17 protein-coding genes are annotated in these 19,127 nt (G+C 73.7%); 7 read left to right on the forward strand and 10 right to left on the reverse strand.

Annotation, left to right across the window (positions count from 1 at the left end; translation table 11 throughout):
• Positions 1 to 58 precede the first annotated feature (58 nt).
• The 6 genes from ACTWQC_RS12745 to ACTWQC_RS12770 all read right to left on the reverse strand — a co-directional run bounded on the left by ACTWQC_RS12745 (position 59) and on the right by ACTWQC_RS12770 (position 5,509).
• Positions 59 to 517 carry a helix-turn-helix transcriptional regulator gene (locus ACTWQC_RS12745; RefSeq protein WP_443315770.1) on the reverse strand — a complete coding sequence of 153 codons (459 nt, stop codon included), beginning with the start codon at positions 515 to 517 and terminating at the stop codon, positions 59 to 61.
• Positions 518 to 724: 207 nt separating this feature from the next.
• Positions 725 to 2,281 carry a two-component system sensor histidine kinase CseC gene (gene cseC / locus ACTWQC_RS12750; RefSeq protein WP_443315735.1) on the reverse strand — a complete coding sequence of 519 codons (1,557 nt, stop codon included), beginning with the start codon at positions 2,279 to 2,281 and terminating at the stop codon, positions 725 to 727.
• Positions 2,282 to 2,299: 18 nt separating this feature from the next.
• Entirely contained in the window at positions 2,300 to 3,010 is a 711-nt protein-coding gene (gene cseB, locus ACTWQC_RS12755) for a two-component system response regulator CseB (protein WP_443315736.1), read from the reverse strand.
• A 9-nt stretch (positions 3,011 to 3,019) separates the two neighbouring features.
• Entirely contained in the window at positions 3,020 to 3,652 is a 633-nt protein-coding gene (locus tag ACTWQC_RS12760) for a hypothetical protein (RefSeq protein ID WP_443315771.1), read from the reverse strand.
• Between the two features lie 56 nt (positions 3,653 to 3,708).
• Positions 3,709 to 4,266, reverse strand: coding sequence for a SigE family RNA polymerase sigma factor (locus ACTWQC_RS12765; RefSeq protein ID WP_443315737.1), 558 nt, complete (start codon positions 4,264 to 4,266; stop codon positions 3,709 to 3,711).
• A 316-nt stretch (positions 4,267 to 4,582) separates the two neighbouring features.
• The gene (locus ACTWQC_RS12770) at positions 4,583 to 5,509 is read right to left on the reverse strand and encodes an A/G-specific adenine glycosylase (RefSeq protein ID WP_443315738.1); all 927 of its coding nucleotides are present in this window, start codon (positions 5,507 to 5,509) and stop codon (positions 4,583 to 4,585) included.
• A 500-nt stretch (positions 5,510 to 6,009) separates the two neighbouring features.
• Here ACTWQC_RS12770 and ACTWQC_RS12775 point away from each other — a divergent pair, with 500 nt between their 5' ends.
• Positions 6,010 to 7,878 (forward strand): sensor histidine kinase, encoded by a 1,869-nt coding sequence (locus ACTWQC_RS12775; RefSeq protein WP_443315739.1) that lies wholly within the window; start codon positions 6,010 to 6,012, stop codon positions 7,876 to 7,878.
• Entirely contained in the window at positions 7,875 to 8,543 is a 669-nt protein-coding gene (locus ACTWQC_RS12780) for a response regulator (protein ID WP_443315740.1), read from the forward strand. Before ACTWQC_RS12775 ends, ACTWQC_RS12780 begins: the two co-directional genes overlap by 4 nt.
• A gap of 108 nt (positions 8,544 to 8,651) precedes the next feature.
• On the opposite strand, the gene ACTWQC_RS12785 is transcribed toward ACTWQC_RS12780, so the two are convergent.
• Positions 8,652 to 9,242 (reverse strand): phosphatase PAP2 family protein, encoded by a 591-nt coding sequence (locus tag ACTWQC_RS12785; RefSeq protein ID WP_443315741.1) that lies wholly within the window; start codon positions 9,240 to 9,242, stop codon positions 8,652 to 8,654.
• 173 nt (positions 9,243 to 9,415) lie between these two features.
• On the opposite strand from ACTWQC_RS12785, the gene ACTWQC_RS12790 reads away from it, so the two are divergent.
• On the forward strand, positions 9,416 to 10,216 hold the full coding sequence (locus ACTWQC_RS12790; protein WP_443315742.1) for a hypothetical protein: 801 nt from the start codon (positions 9,416 to 9,418) through the stop codon (positions 10,214 to 10,216).
• A gap of 412 nt (positions 10,217 to 10,628) precedes the next feature.
• Here ACTWQC_RS12790 and disA read toward each other — a convergent pair whose 3' ends face one another.
• The gene (disA, locus tag ACTWQC_RS12795; RefSeq protein WP_443315772.1) at positions 10,629 to 11,687 is read right to left on the reverse strand and encodes a DNA integrity scanning diadenylate cyclase DisA; all 1,059 of its coding nucleotides are present in this window, start codon (positions 11,685 to 11,687) and stop codon (positions 10,629 to 10,631) included.
• Between the two features lie 140 nt (positions 11,688 to 11,827).
• Positions 11,828 to 13,243, reverse strand: a complete 1,416-nt coding sequence (gene radA / locus ACTWQC_RS12800) for a DNA repair protein RadA (protein WP_443315743.1) — start codon at positions 13,241 to 13,243, stop codon at positions 11,828 to 11,830.
• Between the two features lie 299 nt (positions 13,244 to 13,542).
• On the opposite strand from radA, the gene ACTWQC_RS12805 reads away from it, so the two are divergent.
• Positions 13,543 to 15,291 carry a BACON domain-containing protein gene (locus ACTWQC_RS12805; protein WP_443315744.1) on the forward strand — a complete coding sequence of 583 codons (1,749 nt, stop codon included), beginning with the start codon at positions 13,543 to 13,545 and terminating at the stop codon, positions 15,289 to 15,291.
• Positions 15,292 to 15,708: 417 nt separating this feature from the next.
• On the opposite strand, the gene ACTWQC_RS12810 is transcribed toward ACTWQC_RS12805, so the two are convergent.
• Positions 15,709 to 16,572, reverse strand: coding sequence for a hypothetical protein (locus ACTWQC_RS12810; protein WP_443315745.1), 864 nt, complete (start codon positions 16,570 to 16,572; stop codon positions 15,709 to 15,711).
• 65 nt (positions 16,573 to 16,637) lie between these two features.
• Between ACTWQC_RS12810 and ACTWQC_RS12815 the strand changes: the two genes are divergently transcribed.
• From ACTWQC_RS12815 to ACTWQC_RS12825, 3 genes are all read left to right on the forward strand, one after another.
• Positions 16,638 to 17,570 carry a Ppx/GppA phosphatase family protein gene (locus ACTWQC_RS12815; RefSeq protein ID WP_443315746.1) on the forward strand — a complete coding sequence of 311 codons (933 nt, stop codon included), beginning with the start codon at positions 16,638 to 16,640 and terminating at the stop codon, positions 17,568 to 17,570.
• Positions 17,571 to 17,640: 70 nt separating this feature from the next.
• The gene (locus tag ACTWQC_RS12820) at positions 17,641 to 18,465 is read left to right on the forward strand and encodes a sugar phosphate isomerase/epimerase family protein (protein WP_443315747.1); all 825 of its coding nucleotides are present in this window, start codon (positions 17,641 to 17,643) and stop codon (positions 18,463 to 18,465) included.
• 19 nt (positions 18,466 to 18,484) lie between these two features.
• Entirely contained in the window at positions 18,485 to 19,096 is a 612-nt protein-coding gene (locus ACTWQC_RS12825; protein WP_443315748.1) for a TetR/AcrR family transcriptional regulator, read from the forward strand.
• The last annotated feature ends 31 nt before the right edge of the window (positions 19,097 to 19,127 follow it).

Consider the following 19,127-nt stretch of genomic DNA (forward strand, 5'->3'; position numbering starts at 1 on the left):
CCCGCCGTGCTGCGCGGCTTTCCCGCCCCGCGTCCCGCCAACGTAGGCAGTACGGGCCTCAGGGCGCTTCTCCAGAATTGCGGTCCTGCCCGCCACGCTTTCCGGAGCCCCCGCCGCCCGTCGAGCCCCCGCCGCTCCCTGAGCCCCTGCGGCCCCCGGGGTCCTCGAGCCCTTTGAAGCCGCCGGACCACAGCAGTGCGTAGCACCCCGGTATGAGCGCCGCCCCGCGCCCCACATGCTTGGCGCGGTACTCGCTCGGGGTCAGGCCGGTCTGCTTCTTGAAGCTCGCCGAGAACGTGCCGAGGCTGGTGAAGCCGACCAGCGTGCAGACCTCCGTGACCGACAGGTCGGCGGTGCGCAGCAGCTCCTCGGCGCGCTCTATCCGGCGACGGCTGAGGTACTGCCCCGGCGTCTGCCCGTACACCGCCTTGAAGGCGCGGACGAAGTGATAGCGCGAGTACCCAGCGTGCGCGGCGACCGCGTCCAGGTCGAGCGGCTCGGCCCAGTCGCGGTCCATGGCGTCCTTGGCACGGCGCAGCTGCCGCAGATGGGCGAGGTGCGCCGTGCCCGGAGGCGTACTGCCTGAAGGCGTGGTCACGTAGCGATGCTGGCACGCCCCACTGACACGAGGCCCCTCCGGTGCACACACCGGAGGGGCCTCACGTCAGCGCATCACCCGTGAGCGCCGGGCGCCTGGGCCTGTTAGGACCCGGTCGGGATCCGCTCAGGCCCCGGCCGCTTCGGTCGGGCGGGGCTCGGTGATGATCGGGATGCTGCCGGTGTCGGTCGGTGCGGACTCCGGCAGCCACAGCACGGCGATGGCGCCCGCACCTGCCTGGCCCGTGTCCGCGCCCGAGCCCGCCGTGCCCGCATCCGCACCCGCCTGGCCCGAGCCCGCCTGGCCCGAGCCCGCCTGGCCCGGGCCCGCACCCGCCTGGCCCGAGCCCGCCTCGCCCGCACCTGCCGGTCCCGCCTCCGTCTGGCCCGCACCCGCCGGTCCCGCCTCCGTCTGGCCCGTGCCTGCCGCACCCGTATCCGTACGGGAACCAGGCTCCTCGGCTCCGGTGTCCCCTTCGCCCTCCGCCGTTCCGTTGTGGAAGGTCAGCCGCGCCCCCAGCACCCGCGCCTGCCCCGCGGCGATGGTCAGCCCCAGGCCGTGGCCGATCCCGGCCCGGTCGTCGCTGCCCGTGCGGAACCTGCTCGGCCCGTCGGCCAGCAGATCGGCCGGGAAGCCGGGCCCGTGGTCGCGGACGCGCAGTACGCGCCCGTCGACCGTGACCTCCACCGGCGGCCTGCCGTGCCGGGCGGCGTTCGCGAGCAGGTTGCCGAGTATCCGCTCGAGCCGCCGCGGGTCGGTGTGCGCGTGCGCGTCCCGTACGACCCGCACGGCGGCGTCCGGCGCCAGGACCTTCACCCGGCGGGCGACGAACTCGCCGAGCGCGATTTCCTGCAGCTCCGCCCGCTCGGCCGCGCTGTCGAGCCGGGCCACCTCCAGCACGTCTTCGACGAGCGTGCGCATGGCCTGTGCCCGGTCCCGTACGAGTTCGGTCGGGCGGCCGGGCGGCAGCAGCTCGGCCGCCGTGAGCAGCCCGGTCACCGGGGTGCGGAGCTCGTGGGCGATGTCGGCCGTCACTCGCCGCTCCGCCTCGAGCCGCCGCTGCAGCGCGTCGGCCATGGCGTCCACGGCCCGCGCCAGGTCGTCCGTCTCGTCCCGGACCCGTCCGCCGATCGCGTCCCGGATGCGGACGCCCGTGTCGCCCTCGGTGATCTTGCCGGCCGCGGTGGCCGCCTTCCGCAGCCGGCGCGACAGCTGCACGCCGATGAGCACGCCCAGGGCGCAGCCCCCGAAGACGACCGAGGCCGAGCCCATGACCAGCGTCCGGTCGAGGTCGGTGAGGACGGCGTACCGGTCCTCGAAGCGGGAGTGCAGCGACAGCACCTTGCCGTTCGAGAGCGGGACGGCGGCCCAGACCTCGGGCGCGCCGTCGCCGTCGTCATCGAGGTAGGTGGCCCGCTGCCCGCTCAGCACCACGGCCTTGAGCGACGGCGGCAGACCCGGGTCGTCGATCTTGGAGTCGAAGGGCGGCCGCCCGGTGGACTCGTAGATCCGCTGCGCGTACTTGATCCGCTCGTCCTGGACGTCCCGGCTGCTGTCGAGCATCGAGACGCGGGCGGCGTTGTGCACCACCAGGCTGAGCACGATCGCGACGAACGTGCTCACGGCGGCGATGGCGATGCTCAGCTTCCACCGGATGCCGGTGCGCAGCACGAGTTTTCTCAACGAAGGTCCCGGATCCGTTCAGCTCTTGAGCTTGTAGCCGAAGCCGCGGACCGTCTCGAGCCGGTCCTGGCCGATCTTCGCGCGCAGCCGCTGCACATGGACGTCCACGACCCGGGTGTCGCCGCCCCAGCCGTAGTCCCACACCCGCTCCAGCAGCCGGTCCCTGGACAGTACGGTGCCGGGCGCGGCCGAGAACTCCAGCAGCAGCCGCATCTCCGTCGGGGTCAGCGCGACCGGTTCGCCGCCCTTGCGGACCTCCATCCCCTCCGTGTCGACCTCGAGGTCGCCGAAGCGCAGCGGCTCGCCGTCGCCGCGCGCGTCGCCCCCGTCGCCGGGATGCGCCCCGTACGCCCCGCCCGTGTTCCCGAAGCGGCGCAGCACGGCCCGGATCCGGGCCATCAGCACGGCCCCGTCGAAGGGCTTGGTCACGTAGTCGTCCGCGCCGGCCTCCAGGCCCAGCACGACGTCGATCGAGTCGGCGCGCGCCGACAGCATGATCACGGGCACGGTCGACTCGTCACGGATCCTGCGGCACAGGCTCACGCCGTCCATGCCGGGCACCATGACGTCCAGCAGGGCGATGTCCGGCGGGTCGGTGCGGAACCTCTCGAGCCCGGTCAGCCCGTCCGGCACGGCCGTGACGGCGAACCCGTCCCGCTCCAGGGCCAGTTGGGTCGCCTCGCGGATGACATCGTCGTCCTCGACGAAGAGCACATGGGTGTCGGCCATCTGCCTCTCTCAGCCCCCCTCCGGTGCCGGCGACGGGTCGGCGCCCTCCACAGTCTTGCTGTAGTCGCTGTGCGTCCGCTCGTGCTCGGTGAACTTGCCGCCGGCCCAGCGGTACGTGATGACGTCCTCGCCGGACGGGAAGCTCACCGGGTCCCCGGGGCCGTAGACCTGCCGGGTGACCTCCAGGTCGCCTCTGGATATCTCGGCGTAGACGGGCGGCTGTTCGTTCACGAACACATTCTCGTATCGCTTGGCGGCCGCCTCCTCCCGGTAGACATACGTCCCGATGCCGATGGCGTCACCGCAGGTCAGGACGTTGACGACGACGTCGGGCGCGGTGCTGCCGGTGAGGTTGCCGTACGAGACGTCGACCGGGTACTCGTCGCCCACACACGGCTTGAGGTCCCTGCGGATCGCGGCGCTGACGTTCCGGTCCTTCTTCAGGAGGGCGACCGCGTCGACCTTGGTCGGCGCGGCCGGGGAGGAGGGGACGGAGGTGGCTGTTCCGGCCGCCGTGCCCGTCCGGGCGGGACCCTCGGTCCGCACGCCCTCGGCGCCTGCGGCGCACCCGGAGAGAAACAGGCCGGCGGCGGCCGCGCCCGCGGCCGCCGTACCGGCTCGTGTGAGGGCCGGGCACCGCATGAGCGCCCGGCCGGTCTTGGTGAGGGGCGAACCTGCCCCCCGGAAATCAGCCCGTCTCAGGCCGCGCACTGCTGAGGCCCCCGTTCCTCGTCGCGTTCCAGCTCCCGGGCGTCCAGCTCACGCCTCTCCAGCTCATGGCGCAGCCGGGCGAGCGCCCGGTGCAGCGTGCTCTTCACGGTGCCGGTGGACATGCCCAGGGCCGCCGCCGTCTCCTCCGTGCTCATCTGCTCCCAGTGTCGCAGGATGACGACGCTTCGCTGCTTGGGGGCGAGAACACCGAGTATGTCGATCAGCAGGGCGCGGTCGGCGCGCTGCTCCGTGCCGTCGTCGACGGCGGCTTCGGGCAGTTGCTCGGTGGGTACCTCGTCCAGCTTCCTGGCCCGCCACCACTCGGTGCGGGTGTTGATCATGACCCGCCGGAGGTAGGCGTCCGCGAGGGACTTGTCGGCGATGCCGTCCCAGCGGCCGTAGGTCCTGGCGAGAGCGGTCTGGAGCAGATCCTGGGCCTCGACCGGGTCCGGGACGAGCCGCCGGGCGCTCCGCAGCAGGGCCTCCTGCCGGGTCCTCACGTACTCCTCGAACTCCAGGACCTCGCCGACCTCGCTGCTCGCCATCTCGACCGCCTCCGTTCCGCTCTTCCGCCCCGTGGGTCGCCGGGGACCCCGTTGGTCGCCGGTGTCCCCGGCACGGACATGAAGCTACGGAGGAGCTGTAACGGAGCGGTCCGCTCCGATGCTCGGGCGGCGCACGGCTATCCGTCGGTTGTGTAACAGCGGTGGGGTGGTGGGCTGGTTCGGTGGGGCGAATCGGGATGTATGGGGGCGTAGAGCCGCGTGGAGTGTGTGACGAACGGCGGCTGGTGTGACGGTTGTTGGTGGGTGGCGCGGGAGGCTGGTAGGTCGATCGATGGGGTGCGTCGTGTGGGCGTCGTCAGGTCAGCGGGAGCCGGTACACACCGCCGTCGAGCGGCTCGACGAGGCCGTCGGCCACCAGGCCGTCCAGCGCGCGGGCCCGCTGCACCGGCTCGTCCCACACCGCGTCCAGAACCGCCTGCGGCACCGGCTCGACCGCCTCGCGCAGCACGGCCAGCAGCTTGCCGCGCACCTGGCGGTCCGTACCCGCGTACGTCTGGCCGCGGCGCGGCGGCCCGTCGTGCGCGGGCGAGCCCGCGAGCCGCCAGGCGCACTGCGTGGCGATCGGGCAGCGCCCGCAGCCGGGCGTGCGCGCGGTGCACACCAGCGCGCCGAGCTCCATCGTGGCCGCGGCCCAGACGGCGGCCGTCGGCTCGTCCTCCGGGAGGAGGGCGCGGGCGAGGCGGCGCTCGGCCGCGGTGGTCGCGGTCGGCGGGTACTGGGTGCCCGTGACCGCGCGGGCGAGGACCCGGCGGACGTTGGTGTCCAGTACGGCGTGGCGCCGGCCGTACGCGAAGGAGGCGACGGCCGCCGCGGTGTACTCGCCGATGCCGGGGAGCGCGAGGAGCTTCGCGTGGTCGCGCGGAACCTCGCCGCCGTGCCGCTCCGTTATCGCGGCCGCGGCGGCGTGCAGGCGCAGCGCGCGGCGGGGGTAGCCCAGCCGGCCCCAGGCGCGGACCGCCTCGCCCGGCGCCTCGGCGGCGAGATCGGCGGGCCGCGGCCAGCGCGCGAGCCACTGCTCGTAGACGGGCAGGACGCGGCTGACCGGCGTCTGCTGAAGCATGAACTCGCTGACCATCACGCCCCAGGCGCCGGCCTCGGGGCGGCGCCAGGGGAGGTCGCGGGCGTGCGTCCGGAACCAGTCGATGACCGGGGTGTGGAGCGCGGCGGGGGCGGACTCGGGCAGGGCCTCGTCCGGTGTGCGAGTTGTGGTCGTCGTAGTCATGGCAGAACCGATCCTGGCACGAGTCCGCTCGCCGCGGGGGCCGCTGCCGCGATGGGGCGGATTGGTGTCGGCCCGGGGGGCGGCTGTCTGCTCGGCCTTCGGCCGGGTTGGTTTGCCCACCCCGTTTGTGGTGTCGGCTGTTTGTGTGGGGCCGCTGACGTAGTGGGCGCGTGTGTGGGCCGGCCCGGTGGGTGGTTGTCTCCCGGCCTTCGGCCTGGGTTGGTTGTGCCCACCCACCCACCCGCCCGTTGCTGGAGGTGCCCAGGGCTGGGCACATGCAGCGGGTTCGGCGCTTGCGGCGTGGGCTGATTGTGCGGGCCGCTGCGGTGGTGGGCGTGTGGGTCGGGCTGTGGGGTCGCCGGCTGCCCGGCCTCAGGCAGGGCTCGGGGTGGGAGCGTCTGCCCGGCCGCGAGCGTCCCATCCGCACGCCGCGAAGACCCGGCCGGAGGCATGACTTTCGGCAGGGGTATGGGGGGACGGGCGCTTGTAGCGTCGGGCGGGTGAGACATCGGGAAGTTCTGGCCGACGCCGTGTTGTGGGTAGCCCTCGCCGTGCCCGTCGCGTTCGGCGACTCGCTCGGGCGGAACCAGCCCCTCCCGTGGTGGCAGACCATCATGGGCGTCCTCCTGCTCGCGGTGGCCGTAGCCCTCGCCCGTACGCGGCCCGCCCTCGCCCTGCTCGTCGTCGCGGCCCTCGGACTCGCCGCCACGCCCGGCCTGTTCACGGTCAGCTACGGTCCCGCGCTCTCGGCCGTCGCCTATCTCCTCGGCCGCCGGGCCGACGCGGCGCGCCCCGCGCTGTCCGTCTTCGCCGCCGTGGGCGTGACGGCCACCGCCCTGATCGTCGTGGAGGCGCCGCCCGACCCCGTCGTCGTCTGGCTCGTGATGGTCGCGACGCTGCTCTTCGGCGCGGTCTTCCCCTGGCTGGCGGGCCGCTACCGGCGCCAGGACCGTGCACTCGTCGCCGCCGGGTGGAGCCGCGCCGAGCAGCTGGAGCGCGAGCAGGAGATCGTCGCGGACCGTACGCGGCTGCGGGAGCGGGCCCGTATCGCACAGGACATGCACGACTCGCTCGGCCACGAGCTGAGCCTGATCGCCCTGCGCGCGGGCGCGTTGCAGGTGGCGCCCGGGCTGACCACCGAGCACCGGGCCGCGGCGGGCGAGCTGCGCGCGGCCGCGGCCGACGCGACCGACCGACTGCACGAGATCATCGGCGTCCTCCGCGAAGGGGAAGGCCGGCGGGAGGCCCCGCTCGTGCCCCCGGCGGAGGCCGTCGAGGCCCTCGTCGAGCGGGCGAGGGACTCGGGCCTCGACGTACGGCTGTCGGTCGCCGGGGAGGGCGAACTGACGGGTATGGGGGAGCAGGCGGTGCACCGCGTGGTTCAGGAGTCGCTGACGAACGCGGCCAAACACGCTCCCGGCGCCTCCGTGACCGTGGAGCTCGAACGGTCGCGTGCCGGCGTCCTGTTGACCGTACGCAATGCGTCCGCGGACGGTGGCAGTGCCGGTGGTCCGGCCCCGGCCGGTACACCGGGCAGCACACCCGGCAGGCGGGGCTCCGGTGACCGGCTCGCGCGCAGCGATTCCGACGGTGTGGAGCCCGGGGAGTCCGGCCCCCGACTCCCCGTGAGCGCCCGGCGTCTGGCCGGGCCCGCCTCCAGCGGAACCGGCCTCGCCGCGCTCGCCGAGCGCGTGCGGCTCGTGGGCGGTGAGCTCTCGGCGGGGCCGTACGAGGGCGGCTTCCGCCTCGTGGCGCGCGTCCCATGCACCCCGGGAACTGCGGGAACAGACGGGAAAGCGCCAGCGTCGGGGCCCGCGGCGGGGCCCCCGCCCGGGCCCGAGCCACGGACCACGTCAGAGCCCGCATGCGGGACCGCCCTCGGACCCGGCGGCGGACCCCATCCCACCCCCGCGGGCCGAGCCCGCCCCCTTTCCGCCGCAAACCCCTCCCTCAGCCGTCCCGGAATGACCGCCGCAGCACGGCAGTTCGTGCTGGTGCGGCGGGGTGCACGGCGCAGGGTGCTGGGCGGCTTCGCTGCCGCGGGGGGCGCTGCCGTGGTGCTCGTGGGCGGAGTGTTCGGCTGGTACGCGTACGTCATGACGCACTCGGTCCTGCCGCCCGCCGCCTACGACCGGCTGGCGGTCGGCGACAGCTACGCGGACGTGGCGCGGTTGCTGCCCGACCGCGAGGTCACCGACACGCCGACCGAGCGTGCCCCCGCGCCGCCCCCCGGCGCCGACTGCCACTACTACCGGTCCAGCGACCGGCTCTTCCACAGCGTGGACGACTACCGGCTCTGCTTCCGGGACGGCCGCCTCGTGGCCAAGACCCTGGTGCCCGAGCCGACCGGAGAGGAGACGGCGCGTTGATTCGCGTGCTGCTGGCCGACGACGAGGCGATGATCCGCGCGGGTGTACGCGCCATCCTCGCCGCCGCGCCGGACATCGAGGTCGTCGCCGAGGCCGGGGACGGGCGCGAGGCGGTCGAGCTCGTCCGCGCCCACCGCCCCGACGTCGCCCTCCTGGACATCCGGATGCCGAAGCTCGACGGGCTCGCCGCCTGCGAGGAGAGCAGAAGGGCCGTGCCGGAGACGGCCGTCGCCATTCTGACGACCTTCTCCGAGGACGCGTACGTCGCGCGGGCACTGGGCGGCGGTGCGACCGGATTCCTGCTGAAGTCCGGCGATCCGTACGAACTCATCGCGGGGGTACGGGCGGTGGCGGACGGCGGTGCGTTCCTGTCGCCGCGCATCGCCCGGCACGTCATCGACGAGCTGGGCGGGGAGCGGCTGGCGCGCGGCGCCTCCGCCCGCACCCGTACGGAGGCGCTGACCGCGCGGGAGAGGGAGGTGCTCGGCCTGGTCGGGGCCGGTCTGTCCAACGCGGAGATCGCCCGGCGGCTGTATCTGGTGGAGGGCACGGTCAAGGCGTATGTGAGCGCCATCCTCGACCGGTTGGAGGTCAGGAACCGCGTCCAGGCGGCGATCGTCGCCCACGAGGCGGGCCTCGTCGAGGCCGGGACCCAAGGCCCGTAGGCCCCACAACCCGTAGGCCCCACAACCCGTAGAGCTGAAGCGGCCTTGCCTCGGGTCTGTCCGGCGGATCTTCCGCCACCGCGGCCGTGATCCGCTGGGACATGCGCGTTACGCATCGCGGGCGAAGAGCGGCCGCAGCGGGCCCGTGCGCAGCCGGACCACCGCTCCGGTCGCAGGCCGTACGAGCAGCTGCGCCGTCACCGCCACGACCAGCGCGCCCAGCGCGAAGCCCGCCGCCACGTCGTGCGGATAGTGGACGCCCAGGACCACCCGGGAGCAGGCCGTGAGGACGGCCACCGGCACGACGAGAAGCCAGGTGCGGCGGTACGCGATGACCGCACCGACCGCGAGCGCCGCGGCGATGGTGGCGTGGTTGCTCGGGAAGGACCAGTCGCCGGGCGACGGGCACGCGGCCAGCGGGCGGGCCGCCCCCGCGACGGCCCGGCACGGGCGCTCCTCCGCGAAGGCGGCCTTCGCGAGCTCGCTGCAGACGTACGCGACGGCAGAGGCGAGTGGGCCGAGGAGCGCGAGCGCCACCTCGCGCGCCTGCCCGCTGCGGGACCGCCACCACGCGGCGACGGAGACAGCCGCCAGGAGCAACAGCCCCGCCTCCGTGCCGAATTCGGTCAAGGAGTGGAACCAACTGGGCGTGTCCCGGGCGAAGTCGGTGATGTCGCGATAGAGCTCTGTGTCGTCCATGGTCACGGACCGTATGAATCAGGCCCGTCCGGTCACAGTGAGCGATCGTCAGGACGCGGGCCTGACGAAAGTGAGTGCCCGTCGCACGCCGCGTGATGATGATCGTCAAAAGATGCCCAGGATGGCGGCGGGTACTGGCCTGAACCGCGGTCGTTCTCTCGTACAGTTTGCGCGTGGGATCTCTGCGCAATCCGGTCGGGCCGCTTCCCTCCTCCATCTACTGGCGTCGGAGGGCAGTTGTGCTGTCCGTGGTTGCGCTGCTCGCCCTGCTGGGCGTCTGGGCGCTCAACTCCACCGGCTCCGGCGGTGACGGCGGCCGCGGCAACGGCGCGGACGGCACGGGGCCCGCCGAGTCCATCACGCCCGGGCCGTCCTCGTCGGGTCCCGCCATCAGCCAACGGCCGGGCGGCCGCGACGAGTCGGAGGGCGGGGACGGCGGCGGAAGCGGCACCGGCGGCGCCGGGGACGACGGCGCTGGCGGCGGCGACAGCGCCGGAGGCGACGGCGCGTCCGGCGCGGGAGGTGGCTCGGGAAGCGGGGGCGGGGCGGGCGTCCCGGCTGGTGCGAGCCTGCCCGACTGCAGGGCCGGATCGGTGCAGTTGAGCGTGCGCAGCGTCAAGAACTCCTACGGCCCGAGCGAGAAGCCGAAGTTCGAGATCGTCGCGAAGAACTCCTCCGGCAAGGCCTGCAAGGTGGACTTCGGGGCGAAGTCGGCCGTCATGACCATCACGTTCGCGGACGACGACGACCCGTTCTGGGCCTCGGACGACTGCCCGGCGGACGACGGCCGGATCCTGCTCCAGGTCCCGGCGGGCGGCGAGACGAGCCGCAGCGTGGTGTGGGACCGGAAGCCGAGTGAGCCGAAGTGCGCGACGCCGTCGGCGGGTTCGGCGAAGCCGGGCACGTACCTGGTCGAGGTGCAGGCCACGGGCCTGTCGACGGCGCGCGTGTCGTTCTCGCTGCGGAAGGACTGAGCTGAGCGGCGTGGTGCCGCCGCCGGGTGCGGGCCGCGCCCGCGTGTGCGACGGTACGGCAGCGGCGCTACGGCAGGAGATCTGCCGGTGAGCGACCGCGAGATGAGCTGCGTACTGCTGGCGCGGAGCGGCCCCACCGCGAGCTACACGTACCGCTCGAGGACCAGATAACTGCCGGTGAGCGACGGCGAGGTGGGCTGGGTACCGCCGGCGCGGGGCGGCCCCCACCGCGAGCTACATGTACCGCTCGAGGACCAGATAACTGCCGGTGAGCGACGGCGGGGTGGGCTGGGTACCGCCGGTGCGAGTGGCAGGCCGACGAGCTGCTCGTATCGCTGAGGACCGGTGAACTGCCGGCGGGTGACCACCAAGAGGGCCCGCGCCGTCGGCGCGGAGCGGCCTCAGCGGCGAGCTACACGTACCGCTCGAGGATCGAGGACTCCGCCAGCCGCGACAGGCCTTCGCGTACGGACCGGGCCCGGGCCTCGCCCACGCCCTCGACCGTCTGCAGGTCGTCCACGCTCGCCGCGAGCAGCTTCTGCAGGCCGCCGAAGTAGTCGACCAGCCGCTCGATGACGGTGTTCGGCAGCCGCGGAACCTTGGCGAGCAGCCGGTAACCCCGCGGGGAGACGGCGGAGTCGAGGGCCTCGGGCGAGCCGCTGTAGCCCAGCGCGCGCGCCACGGTGGGCAGTTCGAGCAGCTCGGCGTGGCTGAGCGAGTCGAGTTCCGCGAGCGCGTCCGGGACCGTACGCGACCGCTTGGCGGTGGGCTCCGGCACGTAGTCCCGGGCCACCAGCTCGCGCTCCGGCTCGACGCCCGCGATCAGCTCGTCCAGCTGCAGCGAGAGCAGCCGTCCGTCGGTGCCCAGCTCGACCACGTACTCGGCGATCTCGGTGGCGATGCGGCGGACCATCTCCAGGCGCTGGGCCACGGCCGACACGTCGCGGACCGTCACCAGGTCCTCGATCTCCAGGGCGGAGAGGGTGCCCGCGACCTCGTCGAGCCGCAGCTTGTAGCGCTCCAGGGTCGCCAGGGCCTGGTTGGCGCGGGAGAGGATCGCCGCGGAGTCCTCCAGGACGCGCCGCTGCCCGTCCACATAGAGAGCGATCAGCCGCATGGACTGGCTGACGGAGACGACGGGGAAGCCCGCCTGGATGGAGACGCGCTGGGCGGTGCGGTGCCGGGTGCCGGTCTCCTCGGTGGGGATCGCCGCGTCGGGCACGAGCTGCACGCCCGCCCGTACGATCTTGGTGATGTCCTTGTCGAGGATCAGCGCGCCGTCGAGCTTGCACAGCTCGCGCAGCCGGGTCGCGGTGAACTCGACGTCGAGCACGAATCCGCCGGTACACATCGTTTCGACCGTCTTGTCCATGCCGAGGACGATGAGACCGCCGGTGTTGCCCCGCAGCACCCTCTCGAGGCCGTCACGGAGGGCCGTACCCGGCGCGACCGCGCTCAGCGAGGCACGCATCAGGCCATCGGAGCTCCCGGACTTGCCGGGACCTGCCGTCCGATCGCTGGCTGCCACTGCACTCCTCCGGTCGCTGATGTGGGGGCCCGGGTGCGTCGTACGGGCGAGACCAGGGCAAAGTCTACCGGCGGCCGGACTCCTTATGTGGGGCGTCCGGATTGCGACGCTTCACGGCCCACGCGCCGGGGCAGTACCCGCAGCGCGTCTCCTATGTCGGCGACCTCGGTGACCTTCATGCCGGACGGCACCTTGCCGGGGTCCACGGGCACGAGCGCGTGCGTGAAGCCGAGCCGGGCCGCCTCCGCAAGGCGCCGCTGTACGCCCGTGACCCGGCGCACCTCGCCCGCCAGGCCCACCTCGCCGATGGCGACCAGGTTCTTCGGCAGCGGGGTGTCGCTCGCGGCACTGGCCAGAGCGAGGGCCACGGCCAGGTCGGCGGCGGGCTCGGACAACTTCACGCCGCCGACCGTGGCGCTGTAGATGTCCCGCTTGCCGAGCTGGGAGATCTTCCCGCGCTGCTCCAGCACCGCCAGCATCATCGACACCCGGGAGGTCTCCAGGCCCGAGGTCGTACGGCGCGGGGAGGGGATCTGCGAGTCGACGGTCAGCGCCTGGACCTCGGCCACGAGCGGGCGGCGGCCCTCCAGGGTGACGGTCAGGCAGGTGCCGGGGACGGGCTCGTCGCGGCGGGTGAGGAACAGCCCTGAGGGGTCGGCCAGTCCCGTGATGCCTTCGTCGTGCAGCTCGAAGCAGCCGACCTCGTCCGTCGCGCCGTAGCGGTTCTTCACGCCGCGGACGAGGCGGAGGCGGGCGTGCCTGTCGCCCTCGAAGTGCAGGACGACGTCCACGAGGTGCTCCAGCAGGCGGGGGCCTGCGATGGCGCCGTCCTTCGTGACATGGCCGACGAGGAGCGTGGACATCCCGCGCTCCTTGGATGCGCGGATGAGGGCTCCGGCGACCTCGCGGACCTGGGCCATGCCGCCCGGTGCGCCGTCGATCTCGGGCGAGGCGACGGTCTGCACGGAGTCCAGGACCAGCAGCGACGGCTTGACCGTGTCGAGGTGGCCGAGGACCGCGGACAGGTCGGTCTCGGCGGCCAGATAGAGGTGCTCGGAGAGCGCGCCGATCCGGTCGGCGCGCAGCCTGACCTGGCCCGCCGACTCCTCACCCGTGACGTAGAGGGTCCGCTCCTGGTCGGACGACGCCTTCGCCGCGACGTCGAGCAGGAGCGTGGACTTGCCGACGCCCGGCTCACCGGCGAGCAGTACGACGGCGCCCGGTACGACGCCCCCGCCGAGCACCCGGTCCAGCTCGGCGACGCCCGTCGAACGGGCGGTTGCCCGCCGCCCGTCCACCTGGCCGATGGGCAGCGCCGCCGAGGTGACCCGGCCCGGCGCCGTCGTACGGACCGCGGGCGCGCCGAACTCCTCGACCGTGCCCCACGCGTGGCACTCGGGGCAGCGGCCGAGCCACTTGGCCGTGGTCCAGCCGCACTCCGTGCAGCGGTAGGAGGGACGGTCCTTGGCGGACGAGCGGGACGTACGGGCAGCAGCCATGCGGGTCACCGTAGCGGTGGGCTCTGACAGCGCCGGGGCGGGCCGGACCTCCGGGGGGAGCGCCCCGGGGGCGGGCGGGGTCCCCGGGAGGGGCGGGCGGTGTCGGCTGCCGCGACTCTGTGCGCCTGTGCGCCGTCACGCGCCGGAGTACGCCGCGCACGCGCGCGACGGCTCCATAGCAGAACGCTCCGCTGAGAAGAGGAACGCGTGTCCTCTTTTGAGGGTGATGGTCACCCGTAAGGGTTAAACCTGCGCAAGTAGGGCGAGAGACACGGCATCATCCGCCTACCTTCGGCCAGATGAGCAGCAGGCAGGAGCATCCAACGCACACCACCGGCGCACACCGGGCGCACCGCAGTGCGCAGGGCTCCGCCCGGAGCGCCGCCAAGTCCGCGTCCCGGTCCGCCTCGCCCCGCACGGAACAGGAGCGGCGGGGCGCGCGCTACGAGCCGTATCTGGACGGCCTGTTCACGTACTGCCTGTCCGTCCTCTGCGAGCACGATGCCGCCACCTCGGTGCTCGGCGAGGTCCTCGCCATCGCCGAGCGGCAGTACGGCCGCCGCCCCGCCGACGAGGCCCAGCGCCGGTCCTGGCTCTACGCCCTGGCCCGCTGGGCCTGCCTCCAGCAGCTGGCCGAGCATCACCGCGCCCACGACGCCCAGCCCTCCGCGCGGCCCGCGGAGCCCGGCCTCTCCGAGGCCGCGGCCGTCCAGCGCCGCCGCGAACTCGGCGCGCTCGCCTGGCCGGAGGCCGCGGGCATCACACCCGAGCAGCGCGAAGCCCTCGAACTCGCGGTCCGGCACCGGCTGGTGGCCGACGAGGTCGCCGCCGTCCTCGGCATGGAGCACGACGCGGCCTGCGCGCTGCTCTCCACCGCCGCCTGCGAGGTGGAACGGACCCGTGCCGCGCTCGTCGTCGTCGAGCGCGGCAGCTGTCCGGTCGTCGCCCGGCTCACCGGTGACAGCCAGGTGCTGCTGGGCACCGCGCTGCGCCGCGAGCTCGTACGGCACGTCGACGACTGTCCCGAGTGCCGCAGGACCGCCGAGCGCGCCACGGCGGGCGGGCCGTGGCCCGGCAGTACGGCGCTGCCCGGCACGCTGCCGGTGCTCGAGGCACCGCGGCCCGCCCTCTACGCGGCGATGACCCGTGCCCTACGCGCGCGTGGCCGGGCGCGCGGCGCCGCTGCGCGGAGCGGGCCGCGCTACGACCGCAGCGGGTTCCCGGTCGACCCCAAGGACCGGGTGGCGCGCCGTCGGCGGATGCGCAGCCGGGCCATGACGACCACCGTGGTCGCGACCGTGGTGGCCGCGCCGTTGCTCGCACTGTGGGGGGCATACCGGGGGGCGCCGCTGCTCGGCGAGGCGCAGGCCAGCAGCCCGGTGACCGCCGCAGGGGCCGAGACCCCCGACGGCCTCGCCGGGCATCCGTACGAGAAGGCGGGCAACGCGCAGACCGGGCCCCACCCGCGCTTCACGCCGGGCAGCAGCCACTCCCCTGACGTTTCGGTCGAGGTCGTCTACGGAGACGGGGACGGCGACCGGCGCCGGCACGACGGTGACCGCGGCCGTCACCGCGATCGCGACGGCGCGGGCCGGACGACGCCGCCCGGCCCCTCCTCCCCGCCGGGCGGCGGCTCGTCCTGGCCCGGCCGGCCGACCCCGACCCACTCGCCGGGGCGGCTGACCGTCGAGGCGCAGCCGAGCGGCGACACGACGCTCATCACGCTGCGAGCGTCGGGCGGAGCGCCGGTGCGGTGGAGGGCGTACGCGGACGCGCCCTGGCTGCAGCTGAGCCGTACGGCGGGGGAGCTGCGGCCGGGGGAGTCGGTGACGATCACGGTGTCGGTGGACGAAGCGCGGGAGCCGGAGGGGGCGTGGACGGCGCGGGTCGCGATCGATCCGGCGCGGACGGTGGTCACGATCCAGGGCCGCGGCGCGACCCCGGAACCCACCCCGAGCCCTACGGACCCGGAGCCGACGCCAACCCCGTCGGGTACCACGAGCTCCCCGCCTCCGAGCGGTTCCGACTCCCCCAGCCCGACGAACTGACACGCCCCAGGCCCTGGCCGGGTGTTCGCCTTCCACCCGCGCGGATACTGCCCAAGGTTGCGGCACCCACAGCCGCCAGGCCACCGGCGGGAGGGGACGGGTGGGGGCCAGTCAAGCCCGCTGCCGAGCCGCGGAGGGCCACCGGTCGGAGGGGACGGGGTGGGGCGGCCTCCTCCAGGCACTAAAGCGTGATGTGTGGGCCGGCCTGCAGCCGGGCCGCAGATGCACGACGACCCGTGCCGACCCGTAAATCATGCCGCCGGGACGGGGCCGCCCCACCCCGTCCCCGGCACCAGAACACACAACCCCTCCGGCCGCCGGGCCCGTCAACCGCGCCAGGCCCGTCAACCGCGCCGGGCCCATCAACCGCGCCGGGCCCGTCTACCGCGCCAGGCCTGTCTACCGCGCCGGGCCTGTCTACCGCGCCGGGTCCGGATCCGCCGGATGCGGAGCCATCGGCAGCAGCGACGCCATCCGCTCCTCGCACAGATCCGCGAGGCGGTGATAGGCCGCCTTGCCCATGAGCTCCGTGAGCTCCGCCCGGTACGAGACGTACACCGGCTCCCCACCCCCGTGCGCGGAGCGCGCACTCGTGCACCACCAGTGCAGGTCGTGCCCGCCCGGCCCCCACCCCCGCCGGTCGTACTCGCCGATCGAGATGACGAGCGCCCGGCTGTCGTCCGGCCGGTCCACCCACTCGTACGTCCGCCGGATCGGCAGCTGCCAGCACACGTCCGGCTTCGTCTCCAGCGGCTCGCGCCCCTCCCGCAGCGCGAGGATGTGCAGCGCGCAGCCCGCGCCGCCCTCGAAGCCGGGGCGGTTCTGGAAGATGCAGGAGCCCTTCCAGCGCCGGGTCTGCCGCTCGCCGTCGTCGTCGACCTCGACCCACCCCGTCCTGGTCCCCACACCGTGGTGCTGCCAGATCTCGGGCGTGAGCCGCGCCGCGTGCTCGGCGACCCGCCGCTCGTCGTCCTCGTCGGAGAAGTGCGCGCCGAGCGTGCAGCAGCCGTCGTCGGCGCGGCCCGCCTGGATGCCCTGGCAGCCGCTGCCGAAGATGCACGTCCAGCGGGAGGTCAGCCAGGTCAGGTCGCAGCGGAAGACCTGTTCCTCGTCCGCGGGGTCGGGGAACTCGACCCAGGCCCGCGCATAGTCGAGCCCCACCTCGTCCGGCTCGGATTCCGGGGAGAGCGGGGACTGCACGGGCTGAGGGGGCTGAGGAGGCTGAGGCACGCGCCGCTTCTGGGCTGCTTTGCCCTGCTTGGCCTTTTTGGTCTTTGCCACGCCCCCAGGGTAAGCGGGTCCGGCCGCGTACAAGGGCGCTCACCCGCCGCAGTAGCGTGCACCGTATGAGACTCGGTGTCCTCGACGTGGGTTCGAATACGGTTCATCTGCTGGTCGTGGATGCGCACCCCGGTGCGCGCCCGCTGCCCGCCCACTCCCACAAGGCGGAGCTGCGGCTCGCCGAACTCCTCGACGGGGACGGTGCGATCGGCCCGGACGGGATCGCGACGCTGATCGCCACCGTTCACGACGCTCTCCAGGCGGCCGAGGACAAGGGCGTCGAGGAAGTGCTCCCGTTCGCGACCTCCGCGGTCCGCGAGGCGTCCAACGCCGACGCCGTACTGGCCCAGGTCGCCGAGGAGACCGGCGTCGACCTGACCGTGCTGGAGGGTGAGGAGGAGGCCCGGCTGACCTTCCTCGCGGCCCGCCGCTGGTTCGGCTGGTCGGCGGGGCGGCTGCTCGTCGTGGACATCGGCGGCGGCTCGCTGGAGATCGCGTACGGGCTCGACGAGGACCCGGACAAGGCGGTGTCGCTGCCGCTCGGCGCGGGCCGGCTGACCACCGGCTGGCTGCCGGGCGACCCGCCGGACCCGGCGGACGTACGGGCGCTGCGCCGCCATGTGCGGACGGAGATCGCGCGGATTGTGGGCGAGTTCACACGGCTCGGCGAGCCGGACCACGTGGTCGCCACCTCGAAGACCTTCCGGCAGCTGGCCAGGATCGCGGGCGCGGCCCGTTCGGCCGAGGGTCTGTACGTGCAGCGGACCCTGACCCGCAAGGCGCTGGAGGAGTGGGTGCCGAAGCTGGCCACGATGCCCGCCGACAAGCGCGCTGAGCTGCCAGGAGTCTCCGAGGGGCGGGCGCCGCAGCTGGTCGCGGGAGCGCTGGTCGCGGAGGCCGCGATGGACCTGTTCGGGGTGGAGGAGCTGGAGATCTGTCCCTGGGCGCTGCGCGAGGGCGTCATCCTCCGCCGCCTGGACCACCTGCCGTCGTCCTGACCGGCGGCCGGGGGCAGATGGCGGGCTTGGGCCTCTTTTGCCCCGCGCGGCACGCCGTACCCTGTCTCCCGTGGCTCAACCAGTGGTGCGCATCCCGGACGCGAAGGTCGCGTTGTCCACCGCCTCCGTGTACCCGGAGTCGACGGCGGTGGCCTTCGAGGTCGCCGGGCGTCTGGGCTACGACGGCGTCGAGGTCATGGTGTGGACCGACCCGGTGAGCCAGGACATCGTCGCGCTGCGCCGCCTCTCCGACTACCACGGGGTGCCGATCCTGGCCGTGCACGCGCCCTGTCTGCTGGTCACGCAGCGGGTGTGGTCCACCGACCCGTGGACGAAGCTGCAGCGGGCGAAGTCGGCCGCGGAGAAGCTGGGCGCCTCCGCGGTCGTCGTACACCCGCCCTTTCGGTGGCAGCGCAATTACGCCAGGGACTTCGTACGCGGAATCTGGCGGATGGCCGATGAGACCGATGTGCGGTTCGCGGTCGAGAACATGTACCCGTGGCGTTACCGGGACCGCGAGATGCTCGCGTACGCGCCCGACTGGGACGTCACCAAGGACGACTACCGGCACTTCACCATCGACCTGTCGCACACGGCGACGGCCCGCTGCGACGCCCTGTCCATGGCCGACCGGATGGGTGACCGGCTCGCTCACATCCACCTCGCCGACGGCAGCGGCTCGGGCAAGGACGAGCACCTGGTGCCCGGGCGCGGCGTCCAGCCCTGCGCCGAGCTGCTGGAGCGGCTGGCGGTCGGCGGCTTCCGCGGCCATGTGGTCGTCGAGGTCAACACCCGGCGTGCGATGTCTGCCGCCGAGCGCGAGGCCGACCTGGCGGAGGCGCTGGCCTTCACCCGGCTGCATCTCGCGTCCCCGACAGGCGCTGGAAGGCCGTGACAGGGAAGGCCGTGACGCCGTGACCACCCACCCTCCGCGCAGACGCGGCCGCCCGGCCCGTACGGACGCCGCGGCGGGACCCGTCGCGCGGGACCGCATCCTCTCCGCCGCCCGCGCCGAGTTCGCCGCCCGCGGTTACGACAAGACGTCGATCCGGGGCATCGCCAAGGCCGCGGAGGTCGACCCGGCCCTCGTCCACCACTACTTCGGCACGAAGGAGCAGGTCTTCGCGGCGGCCATCGAGGTCTCCTTCGAGCCCGCGCTGAGCGTGCCCGACGTGCTGGCGCAGGGCCCCGAGGGGATCGGCGAGCGGCTGGCCCGCCACTTCTTCGGCATCTGGGAGAACCCGGTGACCCGGGCCCCGCTGCTGGCGGTCATCCGCTCCGCGGTGACGCACGAGGCGGCCGCGGGCGCGCTGCGGAGCTTCGTGCTGCGCAGGCTGCTGGAGCGGGTGGCGGGGGAGCTGAAGGTGCCGGACCCGAAGTTCCGGGCCGAGCTCGCCGCCTCGCAGATGGTCGGGATCGCGATGCTGCGGTACGTGGTCAAGGTCGAGCCGCTCGCGACGGCGGACATGGAGGACATCGTCGCGATGGTGGCGCCCACGCTGCAGCGGTACCTGACCGAGTCCTGAAAGGCCTGAGAGGCCTGAGAGACTTGAAGGG

This window comes from Streptomyces sp. 8N616, from assembly GCF_052246385.1.
Taxonomy (GTDB): domain Bacteria; phylum Actinomycetota; class Actinomycetes; order Streptomycetales; family Streptomycetaceae; genus Streptomyces.

Coding starts and splice junctions, on each gene's coding strand:
- ACTWQC_RS12745 (WP_443315770.1), bottom strand. CDS start 517: ATGGACCGCGACTGGGCCGAGCCGCTCGACCTGGACGCGGTCGCCGCG.
- cseB (WP_443315736.1), bottom strand. CDS start 3,010: ATGGCCGACACCCATGTGCTCTTCGTCGAGGACGACGATGTCATCCGC.
- ACTWQC_RS12760 (WP_443315771.1), bottom strand. CDS start 3,652: ATGCGGTGCCCGGCCCTCACACGAGCCGGTACGGCGGCCGCGGGCGCG.
- ACTWQC_RS12765 (WP_443315737.1), bottom strand. CDS start 4,266: ATGGCGAGCAGCGAGGTCGGCGAGGTCCTGGAGTTCGAGGAGTACGTG.
- ACTWQC_RS12770 (WP_443315738.1), bottom strand. CDS start 5,509: ATGACTACGACGACCACAACTCGCACACCGGACGAGGCCCTGCCCGAG.
- ACTWQC_RS12785 (WP_443315741.1), bottom strand. CDS start 9,242: ATGGACGACACAGAGCTCTATCGCGACATCACCGACTTCGCCCGGGAC.
- disA (WP_443315772.1), bottom strand. CDS start 11,687: ATGCGTGCCTCGCTGAGCGCGGTCGCGCCGGGTACGGCCCTCCGTGAC.
- radA (WP_443315743.1), bottom strand. CDS start 13,243: ATGGCTGCTGCCCGTACGTCCCGCTCGTCCGCCAAGGACCGTCCCTCC.
- ACTWQC_RS12805 (WP_443315744.1), top strand. CDS start 13,543: ATGAGCAGCAGGCAGGAGCATCCAACGCACACCACCGGCGCACACCGG.
- ACTWQC_RS12815 (WP_443315746.1), top strand. CDS start 16,638: ATGAGACTCGGTGTCCTCGACGTGGGTTCGAATACGGTTCATCTGCTG.